This is a genomic window from Sporosarcina luteola (assembly GCF_023715585.1).
In the GTDB taxonomy this organism is placed as follows: domain Bacteria; phylum Bacillota; class Bacilli; order Bacillales_A; family Planococcaceae; genus Sporosarcina; species Sporosarcina luteola_D.
Window position 1 is genome coordinate 92,307 of record NZ_JAMBOK010000001.1, and the last position, 18,049, is coordinate 110,355.

General features: G+C 41.7%; 18 protein-coding genes. 15 read left to right on the plus strand and 3 right to left on the minus strand.

The features are described 5' to 3' along the window. Positions 1-65: 65 nt before the first annotated feature. Positions 66-3,236 (plus strand): ATP-binding cassette domain-containing protein, encoded by a 3,171-nt coding sequence (locus M3193_RS00605; protein ID WP_251623683.1) that lies wholly within the window; start codon positions 66-68, stop codon positions 3,234-3,236. A gap of 65 nt (positions 3,237-3,301) precedes the next feature. Here the strand turns inward: M3193_RS00605 and M3193_RS00610 are convergent, their stop codons facing one another. After that, positions 3,302-3,460, minus strand: a complete 159-nt coding sequence (locus M3193_RS00610; RefSeq protein ID WP_251623685.1) for a YfhD family protein — start codon at positions 3,458-3,460, stop codon at positions 3,302-3,304. A gap of 172 nt (positions 3,461-3,632) precedes the next feature. On the opposite strand from M3193_RS00610, the gene M3193_RS00615 reads away from it, so the two are divergent. From M3193_RS00615 to M3193_RS00625, 3 genes are all read left to right on the plus strand, one after another. Next, positions 3,633-4,427 carry a VLRF1 family aeRF1-type release factor gene (locus M3193_RS00615; protein ID WP_251623687.1) on the plus strand — a complete coding sequence of 265 codons (795 nt, stop codon included), beginning with the start codon at positions 3,633-3,635 and terminating at the stop codon, positions 4,425-4,427. 99 nt (positions 4,428-4,526) lie between these two features. Continuing rightward, a complete protein-coding gene (locus tag M3193_RS00620; protein WP_251623689.1) occupies positions 4,527-5,237 on the plus strand; it encodes a hypothetical protein in 711 nt (236 codons plus the stop codon). Positions 5,238-5,337: 100 nt separating this feature from the next. Beyond that, the gene (locus tag M3193_RS00625) at positions 5,338-5,742 is read left to right on the plus strand and encodes a DUF4870 domain-containing protein (protein WP_251623691.1); all 405 of its coding nucleotides are present in this window, start codon (positions 5,338-5,340) and stop codon (positions 5,740-5,742) included. Positions 5,743-5,791: 49 nt separating this feature from the next. On the opposite strand, the gene M3193_RS00630 is transcribed toward M3193_RS00625, so the two are convergent. After that, positions 5,792-6,049: a DUF4190 domain-containing protein gene (locus M3193_RS00630; protein ID WP_251623693.1), complete on the minus strand. Its 258-nt coding sequence runs from the start codon at positions 6,047-6,049 to the stop codon at positions 5,792-5,794. Positions 6,050-6,219: 170 nt separating this feature from the next. On the opposite strand from M3193_RS00630, the gene M3193_RS00635 reads away from it, so the two are divergent. Next, positions 6,220-8,010, plus strand: a complete 1,791-nt coding sequence (locus M3193_RS00635; RefSeq protein ID WP_251623695.1) for a S9 family peptidase — start codon at positions 6,220-6,222, stop codon at positions 8,008-8,010. Between the two features lie 58 nt (positions 8,011-8,068). Here the strand turns inward: M3193_RS00635 and M3193_RS00640 are convergent, their stop codons facing one another. Further along, complete coding sequence (locus tag M3193_RS00640; RefSeq protein WP_251623697.1) at positions 8,069-8,626, minus strand: SLOG family protein; 558 nt, start codon at positions 8,624-8,626, stop codon at positions 8,069-8,071. Positions 8,627-8,850: 224 nt separating this feature from the next. Between M3193_RS00640 and M3193_RS00645 the strand changes: the two genes are divergently transcribed. The 10 genes from M3193_RS00645 to qoxD all read left to right on the plus strand — a co-directional run bounded on the left by M3193_RS00645 (position 8,851) and on the right by qoxD (position 18,043). Then, positions 8,851-9,264, plus strand: coding sequence for a pyridoxamine 5'-phosphate oxidase family protein (locus M3193_RS00645; protein WP_251623699.1), 414 nt, complete (start codon positions 8,851-8,853; stop codon positions 9,262-9,264). A gap of 210 nt (positions 9,265-9,474) precedes the next feature. Further along, complete coding sequence (locus M3193_RS00650; protein ID WP_251623701.1) at positions 9,475-10,794, plus strand: sodium-dependent transporter; 1,320 nt, start codon at positions 9,475-9,477, stop codon at positions 10,792-10,794. A gap of 212 nt (positions 10,795-11,006) precedes the next feature. After that, positions 11,007-11,480: a GyrI-like domain-containing protein gene (locus M3193_RS00655; protein WP_251623703.1), complete on the plus strand. Its 474-nt coding sequence runs from the start codon at positions 11,007-11,009 to the stop codon at positions 11,478-11,480. An 87-nt stretch (positions 11,481-11,567) separates the two neighbouring features. Then, a complete protein-coding gene (locus M3193_RS00660; RefSeq protein WP_251623705.1) occupies positions 11,568-11,915 on the plus strand; it encodes an ArsR/SmtB family transcription factor in 348 nt (115 codons plus the stop codon). 17 nt (positions 11,916-11,932) lie between these two features. Next, positions 11,933-13,228: an arsenic transporter gene (locus M3193_RS00665; protein ID WP_251623706.1), complete on the plus strand. Its 1,296-nt coding sequence runs from the start codon at positions 11,933-11,935 to the stop codon at positions 13,226-13,228. Between the two features lie 24 nt (positions 13,229-13,252). Then, positions 13,253-13,672: an arsenate reductase (thioredoxin) gene (gene arsC, locus M3193_RS00670; protein ID WP_251623707.1), complete on the plus strand. Its 420-nt coding sequence runs from the start codon at positions 13,253-13,255 to the stop codon at positions 13,670-13,672. 562 nt (positions 13,673-14,234) lie between these two features. Next, on the plus strand, positions 14,235-15,146 hold the full coding sequence (qoxA, locus tag M3193_RS00675; RefSeq protein WP_251623708.1) for a cytochrome aa3 quinol oxidase subunit II: 912 nt from the start codon (positions 14,235-14,237) through the stop codon (positions 15,144-15,146). 72 nt (positions 15,147-15,218) lie between these two features. Next, the gene (gene qoxB / locus M3193_RS00680; protein WP_251623709.1) at positions 15,219-17,177 is read left to right on the plus strand and encodes a cytochrome aa3 quinol oxidase subunit I; all 1,959 of its coding nucleotides are present in this window, start codon (positions 15,219-15,221) and stop codon (positions 17,175-17,177) included. Then, a complete protein-coding gene (gene qoxC / locus M3193_RS00685; protein ID WP_251623710.1) occupies positions 17,164-17,760 on the plus strand; it encodes a cytochrome aa3 quinol oxidase subunit III in 597 nt (198 codons plus the stop codon). Before qoxB ends, qoxC begins: the two co-directional genes overlap by 14 nt. Before the next feature lies 1 nt (position 17,761). Next, entirely contained in the window at positions 17,762-18,043 is a 282-nt protein-coding gene (qoxD, locus tag M3193_RS00690; RefSeq protein WP_251623711.1) for a cytochrome aa3 quinol oxidase subunit IV, read from the plus strand. The last annotated feature ends 6 nt before the right edge of the window (positions 18,044-18,049 follow it).

Sequence of the window (18,049 nt, forward strand, 5' to 3'; positions counted from 1 at the left end):
GAATGAAGGATGGAAGTCTTACATACATGGCAATACTAAAATGAGAGAGTGGAAAGGATATCCCAATGAAAATAAATCAATTAATCGCAAACAATATTAAACGATTAGATGCAGATCTTCCCGAAGATAAATCATTAGGTATTGCAGGCTTGTCTGGATCTGGGAAAACAACTTTCAGCCAAACAATCGGTGAAGAATCGAAGAAGCGTCTTGTTTCCTTATTGCCTAAGGCAGAGTACCAGTATTTATTCCCCAATATTATGGAAACCAATTTCAGCGCCATCAAAATGGAAGAGATGCCATTAGTGCTTTTTCTTGGCAGATCATCGATTTCCTCCAATCCGCGCTCAACAATAGGTACACATACCGGCGTTTTTACGGATGTCCGTGAAGGACTAGCCAACAAATTCAATCTTTCCCCTGAAGTGTTTTCATTCAATAATGAATTAGGCTGGTGTCCAAAATGTAAAGGGCGGGGCAGTACGAGCAATGTTGAATGTAAAACATGTGGTGGTAAACGTTACAGTTCAGAAGTTGAGCAATATACAATTGATTTACTTGGTAAAGCGCATTCGATTTCCGATATCAATAACTTGAGCGTCGAAGCAATTCTATCTTTAGCGGCAGAATTACATATAAGTGAAGCGAAGCAACATATCCTCCAAAATATCATCAATATGAATGTCGGCTATTTAACGCTGAATCGAATTATGGGGACATTGTCAGGCGGGGAATTGACACGCCTTTACTTGGCGGAATTCATGGCAGCGAGTGAAAATACTGTTATTATCATTGATGAAATTTCAGTAGGGCTTGATCGACGAACACTTTTGAAAATCCTGGAACAGATCAAACAATTGGGTTATAAAAATCAAATTTGGCTCATCGATCATTCCGATACAGTGCTTGATACTACAAATGAGCAACTATTCTTCGGTCCGGGAAGTGGTAAATACGGTGGAAAAATTGTGGAGGAATCACCGCGTCCAGAACCTGTTTATCAGGAACTGAATGAGGCGAAGCCGACAGAGTTTTATCAATTTAAAGATCTTCACTGCCGCACTATTCAAATGGATGAATTTCATATTCCGAAGAATAGGCTAGTAACGGTTACAGGTGAGTCCGGATGTGGTAAGTCCACACTTGTCAATGAGTGTGTGACGAAAGATTTTCTCAAGCGATACCCGAAAGATAAACTGGTTATGGTAGGGCAAGATCGAAATCAATCAATAACAAGCCGGTCCACCGTGGCAACATTTCTTGATATTAAACAGAAGCTCAACAAATACAGTGACGAAATTGATGATATTTTTGAGCGCTCGATTGAAGATATTATCGATGAATTGCCGGAGGGAGACATCGCGCACAAGCGGTTGAGCCTATTGATCAAGCTTGGGCTCGGTTATTTGACGTTGGAAAGAAAGACACAGACATTGTCGACGGGTGAATTCCAGTGCGTTCATTTAGTTTCGGAGCTTTTTGCGAACTCAAGAAAACCACATACACTTTTTATTTTTGATGAGCCATCGAAAGGTTTATCCCAAAATATTTTAAATCAATTCATTGATAGCTTAAGACTGATTTTACAGGATGAAACCGTGTCAATCGTCATGATTGAACATAATGAATATATGATGAAGAGCTCTGATTTCATCGTCGATTTTGGGAAACGGAAGAATGAGCCTGTTACCCATCTGGATCTAGTCAACCACCAGGATTATTATGCAGGCAAGGATGCAGAAGAAATTGAGCTGCCGGCACATATTTCCTCCGCGCTCAAGTGGCAAAACGGCATTACCTATGTAAATGAAAACCACATTGACTACTTTAAAAACGCCGAGAACATCTTCAAAGGCGGCATCTTGAAAAGCTTATCTTCAATGGCCCGTCTGATCTACGGTGAATACGAATCGGACACAATCGCTCCTGTCATTGCGATCGATCTTGAAAGACATTTGTATAGCCAATATAGTTTTCTTTATGAACTCGGGGGACTTATCAACCATATCGTGGCGGAGCATCCAACGAATAAAGATACGAAAAGCTTCGATTTCTATAATAAAGACAATCATTGCCCTTCATGCTCGGGGCGTCTCCAGATTGAAGTATTCGAAAAGGATCTTGTCCTTCAAGATAAAGACGTTCCATTCTGGGATGGTATGTTTCATCCGGATGTAATGGAAGTGCTGAAGTTTTATAAATACGAAAAGTTGGAGTTTCTGTTTGAGGAAATTAAGAGCGAGTTAGGCCATGACCTGACAAAAAGTTATAACGAGATGTCCGATGAAGAAAAGAATACGTTTTGGTACGGGTATTTTAAGGAATCATTTTATGACAGAGAAGGCAAGACGCGTAGAACATGGGTAGGCTTCAATACGATTCTCGGCATGTATATGGTTGTATCTAAATCAGTCATTAAAGAGCAGATGAAAGCTTCCAAAGAAATGGTTGTTTGCCCAATTTGTATGGGAACGGCTCTAAATCATCAAAAACCGCTTCGATACGGAGACACTGATATTCGTGAAATTATCAATCAGCCAATTGACAATGTGATGAAAATCATTGGTGACTTGCCTACGCTCGCCAAACTGAAATCGATCGTAGGTGGCGAAATGGTGTTGACCGAGGATGTCTCCCTGCTGCCACGTGAAACTCAAGTCGCACTGAAAATGTTTGAATTGGAACAAGCGAGTTTTACGGGTTATGAAATGGTATTGCAAAATGTCTTGCCATTTTGGGACACAATCAAAAGCAATATCGAATCTATAAGCACCAATAATCAAGTGACAATCTGTGACTTCCCCAATGTGAAGGAAACAAGAGAAGCGATCATTAATAAGTATTTCACGAATGGCAACTATAAAAAACTGACCTATGTATATGAAGCTTTTGGATACAAAAAGTTAATTACCCAAATTAATAAAATCAGGAAGGCTAATTCTTGTCCGTTCTGTAAAGGCAAAAAAGTGATCTCAGAAGATAATTTACATGATGGCGTCTTTAAATTAACGATTCCGTGTGTAAGTTGTCATGCTACTGGCATCAATGAGGAAGGCTTGAAGGAAATCATCGAAGGAATTGACGTGCAAACATGGCTTTCCGGTAAAGTAAGTGATGTCGTCGATGAAAGCCTTTACACAGAAGCTGTTGCAGACATTCCTATTTTCAATCGTATTCGTGAATTGAATAAACGGGATATGATGGCGGTTTATGAATGCTTGGAACAAAGTAAGTAATACGGTCAATAAATATGATGCCCCTACACCAGACTAGCAAGTGTAGGGGCATTCCGTTATGGGCATCATAAATTTTTCTTCTTTTTCGCCTTTCGTAGCTCGGCGAATTCCTTCGCAATTTCCTCTTGCATATCACCAGGTTTGATCTTCTGGTTTTTCGGCGTTTGTGGTAAAGATTGAGTGTTGTTGCCGCCTGTTTTGTTATTATGGTTATCTCTTCCCAAAAGTGATCTCTCCTTTCAGATTGCTATCGCTCTTACTATGGCTCTCCGATTTTGTTTTATGCTGAATCGGTATATTTTACAACCAATTACATGTAATTGCCGAGCCTCCCGTTTTGGATTTGACTAGAGAGGGTATGTTATGAAAAGCATACTATGAGGAGGTTCGGGATATATGTCACTTAGTGAAGAACTGCAAAAACTGAAGGAATACAAATGTGATTCCCGTTGTGTGTTAAGTGTGTACTTGAATACGAACCCTGCAGATCCGGAACAGCAAAATGGAGCATGGAAGATCCATCTGAAAAACGGTTTGAAGCGAATTCTCGAGTATTTAGAAGCTTCCCAAGATGAAAAAGAAATTAAAGCGTTTAAAAAACTGAGAGAGAAAGTGACGAAGGAAATCGAAGACAATCAAAACGACTTGAATAAAGGGGTCGTTATTTTTGCGTCATTGGATCCGGAATTGTGGTCCGTCCATTATGTGCAAGTTCAAGTGAAGACAAGCTTCCACTGGGAAGACCATCCTGTCGTTGAAGAAATGGAGTATATGTTAAAGGCCTATCCTGAAGCAGGTGTCATCTTGACGAGCTTTGGAGATGTGCGAATTTTGGATACTGCGATGGGCTTTGTCAATGACGAGAAAACTTATGAATTCGATTCGGGTCTCGAAGTTTGGAAAGAACAACAAAGCGTGCGCTCGTCCTTGCAACGCGGGTCTGGAGGAGGCCAAAGCGATGGCTTGGATGATCGTTTAAGAGAAAACCTTGAACGCTTTTACAAAGAACTTGGCGTAACTGTTGAAAAGATGAGGAAAGAGCGTAACTGGAAGGAATTATACGTAGTCGGCGAAGCGGAACTGGCAAATTCATTTGCGAAAACGCTTCGAACCAAGCCAAACAACTGTATTTATAAAAACTTGAACAACGTCGAATCGAAAAAAGTGCTCCATCAAGTATTTGAAAAATAATGTCATTCTCAAACCGTTCCTTTCATAGGAACGGTTTTTTCGTACAGATACATATGATTGAACATATCATAGAGAAAACGATTGATGGGAGGGTGAACTATGGGTTTATTTTTTAATAAAAAGAGCCATTCAGATCTCTATAAGGGCGATAATATTGCCGAACGGAACCAGTCCATTTATCGAACCGACTCCTTATCGGAGGCGATGATTGAACAGAAGAGATCATTTGACATGATGAATGAAAAATATAACGAAATGGAAAAGCAACTACGGAAACAACGAAGGATCCAATCTGATCGATGGAGAACAACAGGAATCCGGTTCGAGGAAATTCTTGATCATCAATCGCAGCAACGCCAGTTTGAACAGGAAGCGATTGGGACATTGGAACGTTTGGATCGAAAACATAAAGAGCTTCAAAAACTACTCGAAAGCAAGAGGAAGATGAATGAAGATCTTGTTGAACAAATTAATATGCTGAACCATTCGAACGCGGAAATTGCAGAACGGTTAGAGAAATTCGATATCGATCAAGAGAAGCTTCTAACAAAAATGGATGCGCAACTTGAAAAACAAGATCAATTCTCCCTCACGTTGGAAGAGCAAAAGGCGGCACAGACGCAAATTGCAAAACGGATTGAACACCATGAAGGGTTAATTGAAAAATTGATTAGGCAAATGGATTTTTTAAGGTCGGTCATTTTTGAAAGGTCACACTTCATTGCTGAAAAAATCGACAAGAGCTACCAGCTCACGACAACCTATATAAGTAATTTGAAAGGAAAATCCAATCATACTGAATCGAACTGAATTCCTCTTTTCCCCTCTTTAGGTGTGGCTATAGTGTCGGCCTATGAAAGGCATCATTCTACCACACGGTCAATATAATAAGGGGAAAGGGGGACGGAAAATGAATGAAAAAGACAAGGAAGCACCGGTCACTATTGAGCAATCAGCAGAAGAGGTCATGCCGCATGCTAAAGCGGAAGGAGAAAAGACCTCAATCGGATTAACAGAGAATGTTGGAGGATTGCTCTGTTATATCTTTATCATCGGTCTGATTTTTCTGTTCATAGAAAAAGAAAACCGATTTATCCGATTCCACGCTCTGCAATCTATATTTACGGCGATTGCTATCTTCCTGATCAACATCATATTGGGGTTCATTCCTGTATTCGGAGTAATTGCAAGCCTACTGTTAAGCCCGCTCGCATTCGCCCTGATGATCTTTATGATGTACCAAGCGTATCAAGGCAACTATTTTAAGCTGCCATTCATTGGTGATTTAGTGGAAAGTCAATTGGAAAAACCATGATTAAAAGCCGCTTGTGGATGGTAAACATCTAAAGCGGCTTGGCTTCTTCCTAATAGTTCATGCCTCCTAAAAGAATGATGAATAGCCAAAAGAATATCTTCATTGCCAATGTGATACTGCCTAAAATGATTCCTGCAACGGCCATCCCTTTGCCACTCGCCACCTTATTTCCTGAGACCCCAAAGATTACAGCAAGGATACCCAAAAGATAAGGAATGACAGGAATTAAATTTAGCACAACTCCCAAAATCCCTAACACAAGTGAACTAATCGCCATTCCATTCGTTTGCTGGTTTTCATTATCCACCATTTTCACCCCCACTCTCACAGCGTATGCATGAGGTGGGGATGAATTGAAGGAACTTGTTATGAGTTTCAATATTCTAAGAAAATTGCAATAAGTAATTCTATCATCAATTTAGAAATGATATACTATACATTGGATAGAAAAGCACATATTACCTGAGGAGTGACGTAATGATAGCATTTGGAAAACCTACTGTGGAGCAATTTTTCCGGACATACTCAATCACTAATTTTTCAGTGAACAAAGATGAAACGAAGCTCATTTTCAATTCAAATTTAAATGGCAAGATGAATCTATGGGCAATGGACTTACCGGGCTCGTACCCTTACTTATTCGCCCATCAGGATGAATCGTGCAATTTCATTAAATTCGATCCGGACAACCGCTATGTTTTGGCGGGGTATGATAATGATGGGGATGAAAACTATCAAATCTATTCGGTACCATTTGAAGGGGGCTTGCCGCAGCCGTTAATTACTGGAGAATCGAATGAGAAGTTCTATTTCAGTCATTTAAGCGATGACGGTAAACGGCTTTATTATGTGACGTCCATGGATAATCCGATGTACTTGAATACACATATGCGGAACTTGGAAACTGGGATAGACACGTTATTGCATCTTGGAGAGACTTCGACCACGGAGCTTGCCGCGGTTTCGGATGATGAAACGGCCTTCGTTTACTCACAAGCTTTCGCAAATACGTATGTCGTCAGCTTCGTGAAAATCGGAGAAGAAATCTTTCATTTGACGCCTGACCCGAATAAAGTGCATGTCGCCTATGATCCGGTATTCACGAATGATAACATGATTCATTTCGTCACAGACTTTGAGAGTGATCATGCTTATATTGCAAAATACGATTTGGCAACAAAGTCATTCTCCAAAGTGTTGGAAGTGGAAGGGGAGAGTGTGCAGACAATCAAATGGAATAAGGAAACAGGAGACATCCACTTCCTTACGATAAAAGGCGTAGCGGATAAATATTATCGCACGAATGTAAATGGGGAAAGGCTGGAAGAGTGCTCCTTGCCGGTTGATGTCGTGGATCAATTCCGGATTGCCAAGTCCGGCAACGTGTACATCTTAGGTCGAAGCGCCACGGTTCCTCATAATATCTATAAATCGGTAGATGGGAATGAGTGGACAAGACTTACTGAAAATAGAGTGCTAGGCGTCAGTGAAGAAGATATGGTGGAACCGGACGTCGTTTCTTATACTTCATTCGACGGTATGGAAATCGAAGCCCTTTTGTTTAAAGCAAAAGAGGAAACTGCGAATGGCTATACAATCTTCTGGCCACATGGAGGGCCGCAGTCTTCCGAACGCAAAATGTTCCGTTCCATGTTCCAATGCTTCTTGAATAGGGGCTACAACATTTTTGCGCCGAACTTCCGGGGAAGCACAGGATATGGTTCGGAGTTCACGAAAATGGTGGAACAGGACTGGGGAGAGGGACCACGCCTCGACTGTCTTGCGGGAATCGAGTGGCTCTTCGATAATGGCATCACAGATCGTGACCGTCTATTCCTTGTCGGGGGCAGCTATGGTGGCTATATGGCATTGCTGCTGCACGGAAGACATGCCGAGTACTTCAAAGCAGTTGTGGATATCTTTGGCGTATCCGACCTATTCACATTCGTTAATTCCGTTCCGCCTCACTGGAAGCCGATCATGGAGCGCTGGTTAGGAGATCCAGAGCGTGATAAGGAGCGGTTCATCAAAGATTCACCTGTCACGTATCTCGACGGAATGGTAAAGCCGATGTTGGTCATTCAAGGCGCGAAGGACCCACGAGTCGTGAAAGAGGAATCCGACCAGATCGTTGCGAAGTTGAAGGAGCTTAGCCGCGATGTCGAATATCTCGTGTTGGATGATGAAGGACATGGCTTCTCGAAGAAGGAAAATGAAATTAACGTGTACACCCGAATGCTGGAGTTTTTGGAGAAGCATCAAAAGTGATTTACAGAAAAGCTGTCCGCTGTCGATTGACTGACGGACAGCTTTTTTGTGATTTCATTTAATCCCAATCCTGCCTCTGCAAATCCTCAGCAACAAGCTGTAAATCATCAGCGGAAATCGTCAGCACTTCATAATCGTTCGTTTCCGCGAATTTCAACGCCATTTTCTTCATGAATTTTGGTGAGCCATCATTCTCCTCGTCGTATACGATTAAGATCCCATCCGAATTCCGAAGTAAGAACTTATCTCGCTCGATGAATTGCCAAGGAGCTTCATAAGGGCGTTTCGTTAAACTGACGGAGTAATCCGAATGAGCAAGGATGAATTGATACGCTTCCTTTTTCGCCTCGTTCCAATTCTTCTCCTGTTCTTCAAAGGGAGTGATAATGGCAAATTTCAAATCCGGATACGTGTCTTGTAAGTCGATCACCGTTTCAGCAGCCCACGTCTCAACTCCCGGCTGTCCGCTGACGATTACCCATTCTAGGCCACTATCAAGAAGGGGAGTCAATCGATTTTCCAACGCCTTTTTTATAATGCCGATGCCCGGATGTTTATCATTGAAGATGCCTAATTCATGCGCTTTATAACCTGTAATGACAAGTCTTTTGATCATGTATTCATACCTTCTATATCCATCCATTCCTTTTGCAAATCAGAATCAGTTGTAAGTTGCTTTGCCATATAGACACATCCTTTATTCGCATCGTCATTTTTATCTATTATACGTGAAGCATCATCGTTTGTTGGAAAATTGATTTGATCGGTTTATTGCCGAATGTTTAGTTTCAACTCAATTTAGGAACAGTTAAGAGAGATAATAAATGAGGAGTGATTGTGATGGATGCGAAAAAAACAGCTCGTAAAATCCTGGATGAAAGCTATGTTGGAACGATGGCGACTGTCCAAGAAGGAAAGCCTTTCAACAGGTATATGACATTTTTTACCGAAGATTTCACACTTTACACCGCCACTTCGAAAAAGACCGATAAAGTGGATGAACTTGAGCAGAATCCGAATACGCATATTTTGATTGGCTATGAAGGGGAAGGTTTTGGGGATGCGTACCTTGAAATTATGGGAACCGTAACGATTTCCGATGAGGAAAGCATGAAAAAGAAAGTATGGAATGAGCATATGAAGCCATATTTTACTGGACCTGAAGATCCGGACCTCGTCATCTTGAAAGTAACCCCTGATTCCATGCGTCTGATGAATAAAGAAGGAGAAGAACCCCAAGATATTCAATTTTAATAATAGGAAACCCTTGCCATCTTCCGGCAAGGGTTTATCTTTAACCATTAATTGTACCGCTTCCTGGTTACATACATATTTCCCTTGAAAGATACAGTAAATCAAATAAAAGATAAATATGCGCAATAATTAAAAAGTATGGATTTTATCTATTCTACGCTATACTAATACAATATTCATCGGAGAAATTTTGAAAAAGTGAGTGATTGAATGAAACAACGTGAGCAATGGACATCGAAAATAGGGTTTGTCTTGGCGGCTGCCGGAAGTGCAATCGGACTTGGCGCCATTTGGAAATTTCCTTATATGGCAGGAACGAACGGCGGAAGTGTTTTTGTTTTGCTATTCATTATTTGCACATTGGCAATTGGATTGCCGATCCTCCTGGCTGAATTCATCATCGGAAGGCGGGGGCAGCATGATGCTGTAACTTCATTAAAGAAACTGGCACCAGGAAAGCCATGGTTTTTAATTGGATGGATGGGGTTACTCAGTTCTTTCATCCTTTTATCATTTTACAGCGTAGTAGGTGGTTGGATTCTATCCTATTTGGCAAGGGCATTATTGTTTAATCTTGACGTTGCCGATTATGGAGGACTTTTCAATGCGATCATAGCGAATCCAGGTGAAGTGCTCATTGCACAGGCAGTGTTTATGATTTTGACAATATGGATTGTCCAAAGCGGCATAAAGGGCGGAATAGAGCGCGCGAGTCGCTGGATGATGCCTTTGCTCTTCATTTTCTTCATCATCTTGGCAATTCGTTCATTGACATTAGAAGGGGCAATGGAAGGGGTCCGCTTCCTATTCGTGCCGGATTGGTCGTATTTGACCGGAAAAACATTGCTGTTAGCACTTGGACAAGCGTTCTTTTCGTTAAGCGTGGGAGTTACAGCGATGATGACGTACGCGTCGTATTTGCCGAAAGAGGAGCGCCTTGGCCAATCTGCTTTCAATGTATCGATTTTGAATATATTCATCTCGCTACTCGCGGGCATCGTCATTTTCCCCGCCGTATTTGCACTCGGACAATCTCCTGCTGAAGGGCCGGGATTGATCTTTGTCGTATTGCCGGCAATCTTCAATGAAATTCCGTTCGGTGGCTTCTTTTTGATTCTGTTCTTTATTTTATTATTATTCGCAACCTTGACATCATCCATCTCCATGCTGGAAATTGTTGTTTCAACCGGGATTAGAGAGAAGTTGGAACGTAGGCGGACGGCAGCTTGGGTATTTGGATTATTAATTTTCATCGTCGGAATTCCAAGCGCTTTATCTTTCGGTGTGTTATCCGATGTGAAGCTGCCTGGAGGAACTTTCTTCGATTTTGCAGATATCCTGACAAGTCGGATCGGGTTGCCGATAGGAGCTTTTCTCATTTCCATTTTTGCAGGCCATGTGTTGACAACTGCGGAAACTGACGATGAGCTGCGAATGAACCCTTTCATGAATCAAGCATGGAAGTTTATTGTACGCTTCATCGCACCGATTGCCATCATCATTATTTTTATCGCATCATTTATAGGATAAAACCCTTGAAAGCATTTCTTCGTATTGAAGAATGCTTTTTTCTTTTGGGCAGGATTAGTTTTTTAGTCTAAAAAGTATAAAAGCAAACAGAAGATGGGGGAAGTATCGATCTTACACTTATAAAGAAGAAGACCAAGGATGGACGTTCTAAGGAAGGGAAATCAAAACGAATGGAGAAGTAAATAGGAAATAGACCTTGGAGGAGAGATTGCATGGAAGTAAAAACGATTGCTACTTTTGAATGTGAAATTGTTCAAACAGGGTATGAATTGATTGGCCAAAGCATAACTGCGAATTTTCCAGAGTCGTTCCCGGATGCTGCCATGAAGGTTCAAATGGAGTTTGAAAAGCGGTTAGATGAACTCGTAAATTGCAAGAATAAGCATGTGTTAATCAGTCCGTATATGAGCAATGACATCGTTGCAACCTATTTTGCATGTGTGGAAGTTGAGTCGCTTACAGAAATTCCTGAAGGCATGATCGGATTAATGCTTCCGATGATGAAGTATGCAAAAATCAGCTGTTCCAATAAGACGATCGATCAAGGGTACTCAAAATTATTTGCATGGATGGGAGAGAATGGCTATAAGCAAAAATTGTATGACCGATCATTTCCTATCGAGGTATTCTACCTTGAAGATAATGCTGAGGAAGAAGTCGTAGAGATTTTAATACCACTGCAATGAATATAAAACCGGCTATCTTTTAGATCGCCGGTTTTTACATTTGCATATATAAGCATATAGTTATATGATACTGACGGGGTGATTTAAATGAAAACAACAGAGTCGATTGATCTGCAAAAAGCATCACAGATCTTAAAGCTTCTCGGAGATAAGACGAGACTGACGATGATGAAATTGCTAGAATCACATGATTGCTGCGTGTGTGAATTTGTCGCGATTTTTAAGATGAGCCAGCCGGCGATAAGCCAACATCTACGTAAATTAAGGGATATCGAATTGGTGAAAGAAGAGCGTAGAGGGCAATGGATCTTTTATTCAATCAATCAGGAACATGGAGATTATCCATTGATTTCAAGCATTCTTCATCATTTACCGGATCAAGGCGGTTCAATTTCAGACTTAGAAGAGCAAGGTTTGCGCGTATGTTGTGAATAGGTAGGAGGAATTAGATTTTGTATTTAGTTATAACAGCGTCACTGATTTTTATCATTACACTTATTTTAGTTATTTGGCAGCCTCGAAATCTGTCGATCGGATGGTCTGCATGTGCCGGGGCTATTATTGCATTGCTCCTTGGTGTTGTTGACTTCGGGGATGTGCTCGATGTCACGGGAATTGTTTGGAATGCAACACTCGCATTTATTGCAATCATTATCATCTCCTTAATACTCGATGAAATCGGCTTTTTTGAATGGTCTGCCCTACATATGGCCCGGTTGGCCAAGGGGAGCGGGCTGCGTATGTTCGTTTATGTCAGCCTCCTAGGGGCAATCGTAGCGGCGTTGTTCGCGAATGATGGTGCCGCACTCATCTTGACACCGATAGTTTTAGCGATGGTTCGGAATTTGAAGTTCAGCGATAAAATGATATTTCCATTTATCATTGCAAGCGGATTTATCGCAGATACGACATCATTACCTTTAGTTGTGAGCAACTTGGTCAATATTGTTTCAGCCGACTTTTTCGGCATCGGTTTTGCCCAATATGCTTCAAGGATGATTGTTCCGAACTTATTTTCATTAGTCGCGAGCATTCTTGTCTTGTATTTGTTTTTCAGAAAGAGTATTCCTGGAATGTATGATGTCGCCGAATTGAAAGAGCCGAAACAAGCAATCAAAGACCACAGGATGTTCCGGCTTTCTTGGGGAGTCCTCGGCATATTGCTCGTCGGGTACTTCTCAAGTGAATTCATTGGGCTTCCGGTGTCTTTTATCGCAGGAATAGTAGCCATCTTCTTTTTAATCATGGCGAGGAGAAGCCCAGCTGTTCACACGAATCAAGTGTTGAAAGGGGCACCTTGGGCGATCGTCTTCTTCTCAATCGGCATGTATGTTGTTGTCTATGGATTAAAAAATGCCGGTTTGACAAGTGTCTTGGCGAATGTCATTCAACTGGCCGCTGACCAAGGTCTCTTTGCCGCTACGATAACAATGGGCTTCATAGCAGCATTTTTATCATCCATCATGAATAATATGCCGACAGTCATGATTGATGCACTCGCAATAGCGGAAACGAATACGACAGGAACGATTCGGGAAGCGCTTATCTACGCGAACGTCATCGGGTCGGATTTGGGCCCTAAAATTACTCCGATCGGTTCACTCGCAACGTTGCTATGGTTGCATGTCCTTTCAAAAAAAGGGGTGAAAATCGGGTGGGGGACTTATTTTAAAGTCGGAATCATTCTGACGATCCCTACACTTTTCATCACCCTTTTCGGATTGTACGTCTGGTTATTGATTATCTAATATTGGAAAAGGAAGTGTGTAAACATGGAGAAAAAAACTATTTACTTCCTTTGTACCGGCAACTCTTGCCGTAGCCAGATGGCTGAAGGATGGGGAAAAAAGATCCTCGGTGAAGAATGGGAAGTTATGAGTGCCGGGATTGAAGCGCACGGTGTTAATCCTAACGCCATAAAAGCAATGAATGAAGTCGGAATCGACATTTCGTATCAAACGTCAGATCTCATTGATAGGAGTATACTGAATCATGCTGATTTAATTGTTACTCTATGCGGAGATGCTGCTGACAATTGTCCCGTGACGCCTGCCCAAAGTAAACGTGTACACTGGGGATTCGAAGATCCAGCAAAAGCTACGGGGACAGAAGAGGAGAAGTGGGTATTCTTTCAACGAGTACGGGATGAAATTGGACAGAGAATTGAACAATTCAAGGAAACAGGTGAATGAATACGTATGGTTTATTTTTCAAATGAAATTAATTTTTATCAGCATTTGATAACCTTTCCAATAGATGATCATCGACTATTTGTAACATCTTAAAATGTCGTAAAAACTGTATAAACATAGGAAGAACACTTGCCTTGATTGGGCAAGGTTCTTCCTATTTTTGTTACAAAATACTCGGTGTCGAAGAGGAGTGAAAAACTTTTCAACCCTGTGATCGCTTGGGTTACGAAAAGTTGTAATGGTCTAATCAAATTATTATTAAAACAATAACATATTGAGGTGGGAAAAAATACAAAAACATTAGGTTTATAATGTATTTCTTTACTTATTAATAAAAGGTATTAATGCAATATACAGAGTGTGACAGTTATATAGATGTTTAATGAAAGGTTTGTGACAGTATTCTTCTTTTTTTAGTGAAGTTTTTGTGAAGTGTACCCCTACTAATTGTTTTTGGGGATTTATTATATTAAGATAAGCCTCTAGCACAAAGAACTGCTAAATTACTATAATTTTAAATGCTGTTTCTATACCTTATAGAACACAAGAAAGGGGTACTTCCATGAAAAGGAAATTGACGCTTTTAAGTCTGGTTATCGGTATTCTTGCAGTAATGGCCGGTTGTGAACCTGTAATGGTCCTCGATCCGAAAGGCCCTCAAGCAGAAACAATATCCAATGTTATTTGGATTTCAATTGCGACGATGGCAATTGTCGTCATTGCTGTTTTCGCTTTGCTTGTATATGTCGTTGTAAAATATCGGGCTTCGAAACAAGATGCGGATTATGAACCCCCGCACATCGAAGGGAATCCGATTGTCGAATCGATTATTGTCGGGATACCTATAATCATCATCATCTTCCTATCTATTATTACGGTGAAATCGACTTATGAAGTGGAGGCCACACCGAAAGGATATGAAGATCAGAAACCATTGGTCGTTTACGCTTCTTCCTCTGACTGGAAATGGCATTTCAGTTATCCGGAAGAAAATATTGAGACGGTGAACTATCTATATATCCCGACCGATCGAGCGTTGGAATTTAGACTTTACTCATACGGTCCAATCACAAGCTTCTGGATTCCGCAGCTAGGCGGACAGAAATATGCAATGTCGGATATGATCACCACATTACATTTAGCAGCTGATGTCCCTGGCGAATATATGGGTAGAAATGCGAACTTCAGCGGGAAAGGCTTCGCTGAAAACATCTTCCATGTTGAGGCAATGCCGGCAGACGAGTTCGATAAATGGGTCGAAGAAGTGAAAGCGACCGCCGAGCCTCTGACAGAAGAGAAGTTCACTGAGTTGCTGAAACCGGGTCATCTCGGGCAAATGACATTTAGTGGAACTCACTTGGAGTTTTTGCCGCCGCCAGAAGGGCACAATCATGGATCAGATCAATCTCATGAGCATGCACATCATTCCGATGACTCTCATGGCGATGTTGAGACAGACCATTCGGGCCATTAATGAAATTTACGAGAATCTACATTTTTAACTTTATCTGTCACGAAATAAATTTCCGAAAGGAGTACAACAAGTATGGATTACTTTGATCGATTTGCCATACCTCATCCGAGTCCTGCGATTTACGCGTCTATGGTAGCTATTGGCCTCACCGTGATTGCGATTCTTATAGGCTTGACCTATTTTAAAAAATGGGGTTATTTATGGCGGGAATGGTTGACAACTGTTGACCATAAACGTATTGGTATCATGTATATCATCGCCGCATTGCTCATGTTATTCCGAGGCGGAGTAGATGCGTTGATGATGCGGGCACAAACTGCTGTGCCTGACAACAAATTGTTGGATGCCCAACATTACAATGAAGTATTCACGACCCATGGGGTTGTTATGATTATCTTCATGGCTATGCCATTCATTTATGCGCTAATGAACTTCGTTGTACCATTACAAATCGGGGCACGCGATGTAGCGTTTCCACGTTTGAATGCACTTAGTTTTTGGTTGTTCTTTATGGGTGCAATGTTATTTAATATCTCCTTCGTTATCGGCGGTTCTCCTGATGCTGGTTGGACTTCGTACTTCCCGCTTGCAGGGAATGACTTCAGTCAATCTGTCGGAACGAACTATTACTTGATGTCGATTCAAATTGCCGGAATTGGTACGTTAATTTCGGGCATTAACTTCATTACAACAATCTTCAAGATGAGAGCACCTGGCATGAAGTTGATGAAAATGCCAATGTTCACTTGGACTGCGCTTATCACGAATGCGATTGTAGTGTTCGCATTCCCAGTTCTCACAGTTACACTCTTGTTAGGGACGATGGACCGCCTATTCGGCACCCATATCTTCTCGATGACTAATGGCGGAATGGATATGCTTTGGGCAAACCTGTTCTGGGTTTGGGGACATCCGGAAGTATATATCCTCATTTTGCCGGCATTCGGTATATATAGTGAAATCATTTCCACGTTTTCACGCCGTAATCTTTACGGGTATACATCGATGGTCGCTTCAATTGTGATCATATCCTTCTTCTCATTCTTAGTATGGACTCACCACTTCTTTACGATGGGTCAAGGTCCATTAACCAATAGTATCTTCTCCATTACGACAATGGCGATTGCAATTCCAACGGGAATTAAGATATTCAACTGGCTGCTGACAATGCGGAAAGGGAAAATTGAATTTACAGTTCCGATGTTGTATTCAGTAGGGTTCATCCCGATCTTTACAATCGGCGGGGTGACAGGAGTCATGCTCGGTATGGCGAGTGCCGATTACCAATACCATAATACGATGTTCTTGGTTGCGCATTTCCATTACACAATCATTCCGGGAGTCGTATTCGCGATGCTGGCCGGTCTTACGTACTGGTGGCCGAAAATGTTCGGCTTCATGCTCAATGAACGAATTGGAAAATGGGCATTCTGGTTTATCGCAATAGGCTTCAACGTTACATTCTTCCCGATGTTCTTCACTGGGTTGGATGGGCAAGCGCGCCGTATGTACACGTACTCTGAAGCATCTGGATATGGACCGTTGAACATGCTTTCCTTTGTGGGAGCAGTTGGTCTGGCGATCGGCTTTGCATTGATCGTCTATAACGTCTATTACAGCACACGGCATTCTTCACGAAATATCGGTTCAGATCCGTGGGATGCACGTACACTTGAATGGGCGACACAGACACCTGTTCAATCGTATAACTTTGCTCGGACGCCTCATGTCGATTCCATTGAAGCGTTCTGGGATTATAAGAAAAAAGGTACGCCGTTATTCAAAGGGGATATTGAAAAAATTCATATGCCGAATAACAGTGGAGTGCCGTTTATCATGAGTTGCATCTTCTTTGTTTGGGGCTTTTCATTCGTATTCAGCATGTGGATTCCAGCAATCATTACAACCATTGCAATCTTCGCATGCATGGCCCACCGTTCATTTGAAAAAGACGACGGTCATTACATTTCCGTTGAAGAAATTGAAGACACAGAAAAAGATGGCGAGGTGTTAGCATATGAAAATAGATAACTCGCTTCCGCTCGAATACGGTACAGAACAGAATAAATTGAACATACTTGGTTTCTGGATCTTCCTAGGAGCCGAAGTGATGCTGTTTGCAACGCTATTTGCGACTTATTTCACATTGGAGAATCGGATCGGAAACGGACCGGCTGGTGCGGAGATTTTCGAACTTACGCCGGTGCTTATTGAAACGATCTTGCTGTTAACAAGTAGCTTTACAATCGGTCTAGGCGTACATGCGATGCGTCTCGGTAGAAAAAATGCGATGATGACATTTTTTGCAATTACATTGCTTCTCGGTTTGGCGTTCTTAGGTGTCGAAATTTATGAGTTTACACATTATGTCCATGTTGGCGCAGGCCTTCAAGTGAGTGCATTCACGGGTATTCTTCTAACGACGTTAGGGACGCACGGGGCGCACGTGACAGTAGGTCTCTTCTGGGGGCTATTCATTATTATGCAAGTGAAAAAACGTGGGTTGACGCCTGCAACGGCCAATAAATCATTCATCTTCTCACTTTACTGGCATTTCTTAGATGTTGTCTGGATCTTCATCTTCAGCTTCATCTACTTGAAAGGAATGATGTAACATGAGCGAATTATTCCCGCGTAAACAAGTTATGGGATTTGTCTTTTCGTTAGTTCTGACTGCTGCAGCTTTGACGGTCTACTTCTTGGATGTGTCATTTGCGGTAGGGATGACGATTCTTTTGGCTACGGCATTCATACAAGCGGCAGTGCAGCTTGTCGGCTTTATGCATGCTGGTGAGTCGGAAGACAAAGTGGCGATCTACGCAAATATTTATTACGGAATCGCTATCGCGCTCGTCACCATCTTTGGAACGTTGTTAATATTGGTTTGGGATATGTGATACAAA

Coding starts and splice junctions, on each gene's coding strand:
- M3193_RS00655 (WP_251623703.1), top strand. CDS start 11,007: ATGGAAGTAAAAACGATTGCTACTTTTGAATGTGAAATTGTTCAAACA.
- M3193_RS00650 (WP_251623701.1), top strand. CDS start 9,475: ATGAAACAACGTGAGCAATGGACATCGAAAATAGGGTTTGTCTTGGCG.
- M3193_RS00615 (WP_251623687.1), top strand. CDS start 3,633: ATGTCACTTAGTGAAGAACTGCAAAAACTGAAGGAATACAAATGTGAT.
- qoxC (WP_251623710.1), top strand. CDS start 17,164: ATGAAAATAGATAACTCGCTTCCGCTCGAATACGGTACAGAACAGAAT.
- qoxA (WP_251623708.1), top strand. CDS start 14,235: ATGAAAAGGAAATTGACGCTTTTAAGTCTGGTTATCGGTATTCTTGCA.
- M3193_RS00635 (WP_251623695.1), top strand. CDS start 6,220: ATGATAGCATTTGGAAAACCTACTGTGGAGCAATTTTTCCGGACATAC.
- qoxD (WP_251623711.1), top strand. CDS start 17,762: ATGAGCGAATTATTCCCGCGTAAACAAGTTATGGGATTTGTCTTTTCG.
- M3193_RS00620 (WP_251623689.1), top strand. CDS start 4,527: ATGGGTTTATTTTTTAATAAAAAGAGCCATTCAGATCTCTATAAGGGC.
- qoxB (WP_251623709.1), top strand. CDS start 15,219: ATGGATTACTTTGATCGATTTGCCATACCTCATCCGAGTCCTGCGATT.
- M3193_RS00640 (WP_251623697.1), bottom strand. CDS start 8,626: ATGATCAAAAGACTTGTCATTACAGGTTATAAAGCGCATGAATTAGGC.
- M3193_RS00660 (WP_251623705.1), top strand. CDS start 11,568: ATGAAAACAACAGAGTCGATTGATCTGCAAAAAGCATCACAGATCTTA.
- arsC (WP_251623707.1), top strand. CDS start 13,253: ATGGAGAAAAAAACTATTTACTTCCTTTGTACCGGCAACTCTTGCCGT.
- M3193_RS00645 (WP_251623699.1), top strand. CDS start 8,851: ATGGATGCGAAAAAAACAGCTCGTAAAATCCTGGATGAAAGCTATGTT.
- M3193_RS00605 (WP_251623683.1), top strand. CDS start 66: ATGAAAATAAATCAATTAATCGCAAACAATATTAAACGATTAGATGCA.
- M3193_RS00625 (WP_251623691.1), top strand. CDS start 5,338: ATGAATGAAAAAGACAAGGAAGCACCGGTCACTATTGAGCAATCAGCA.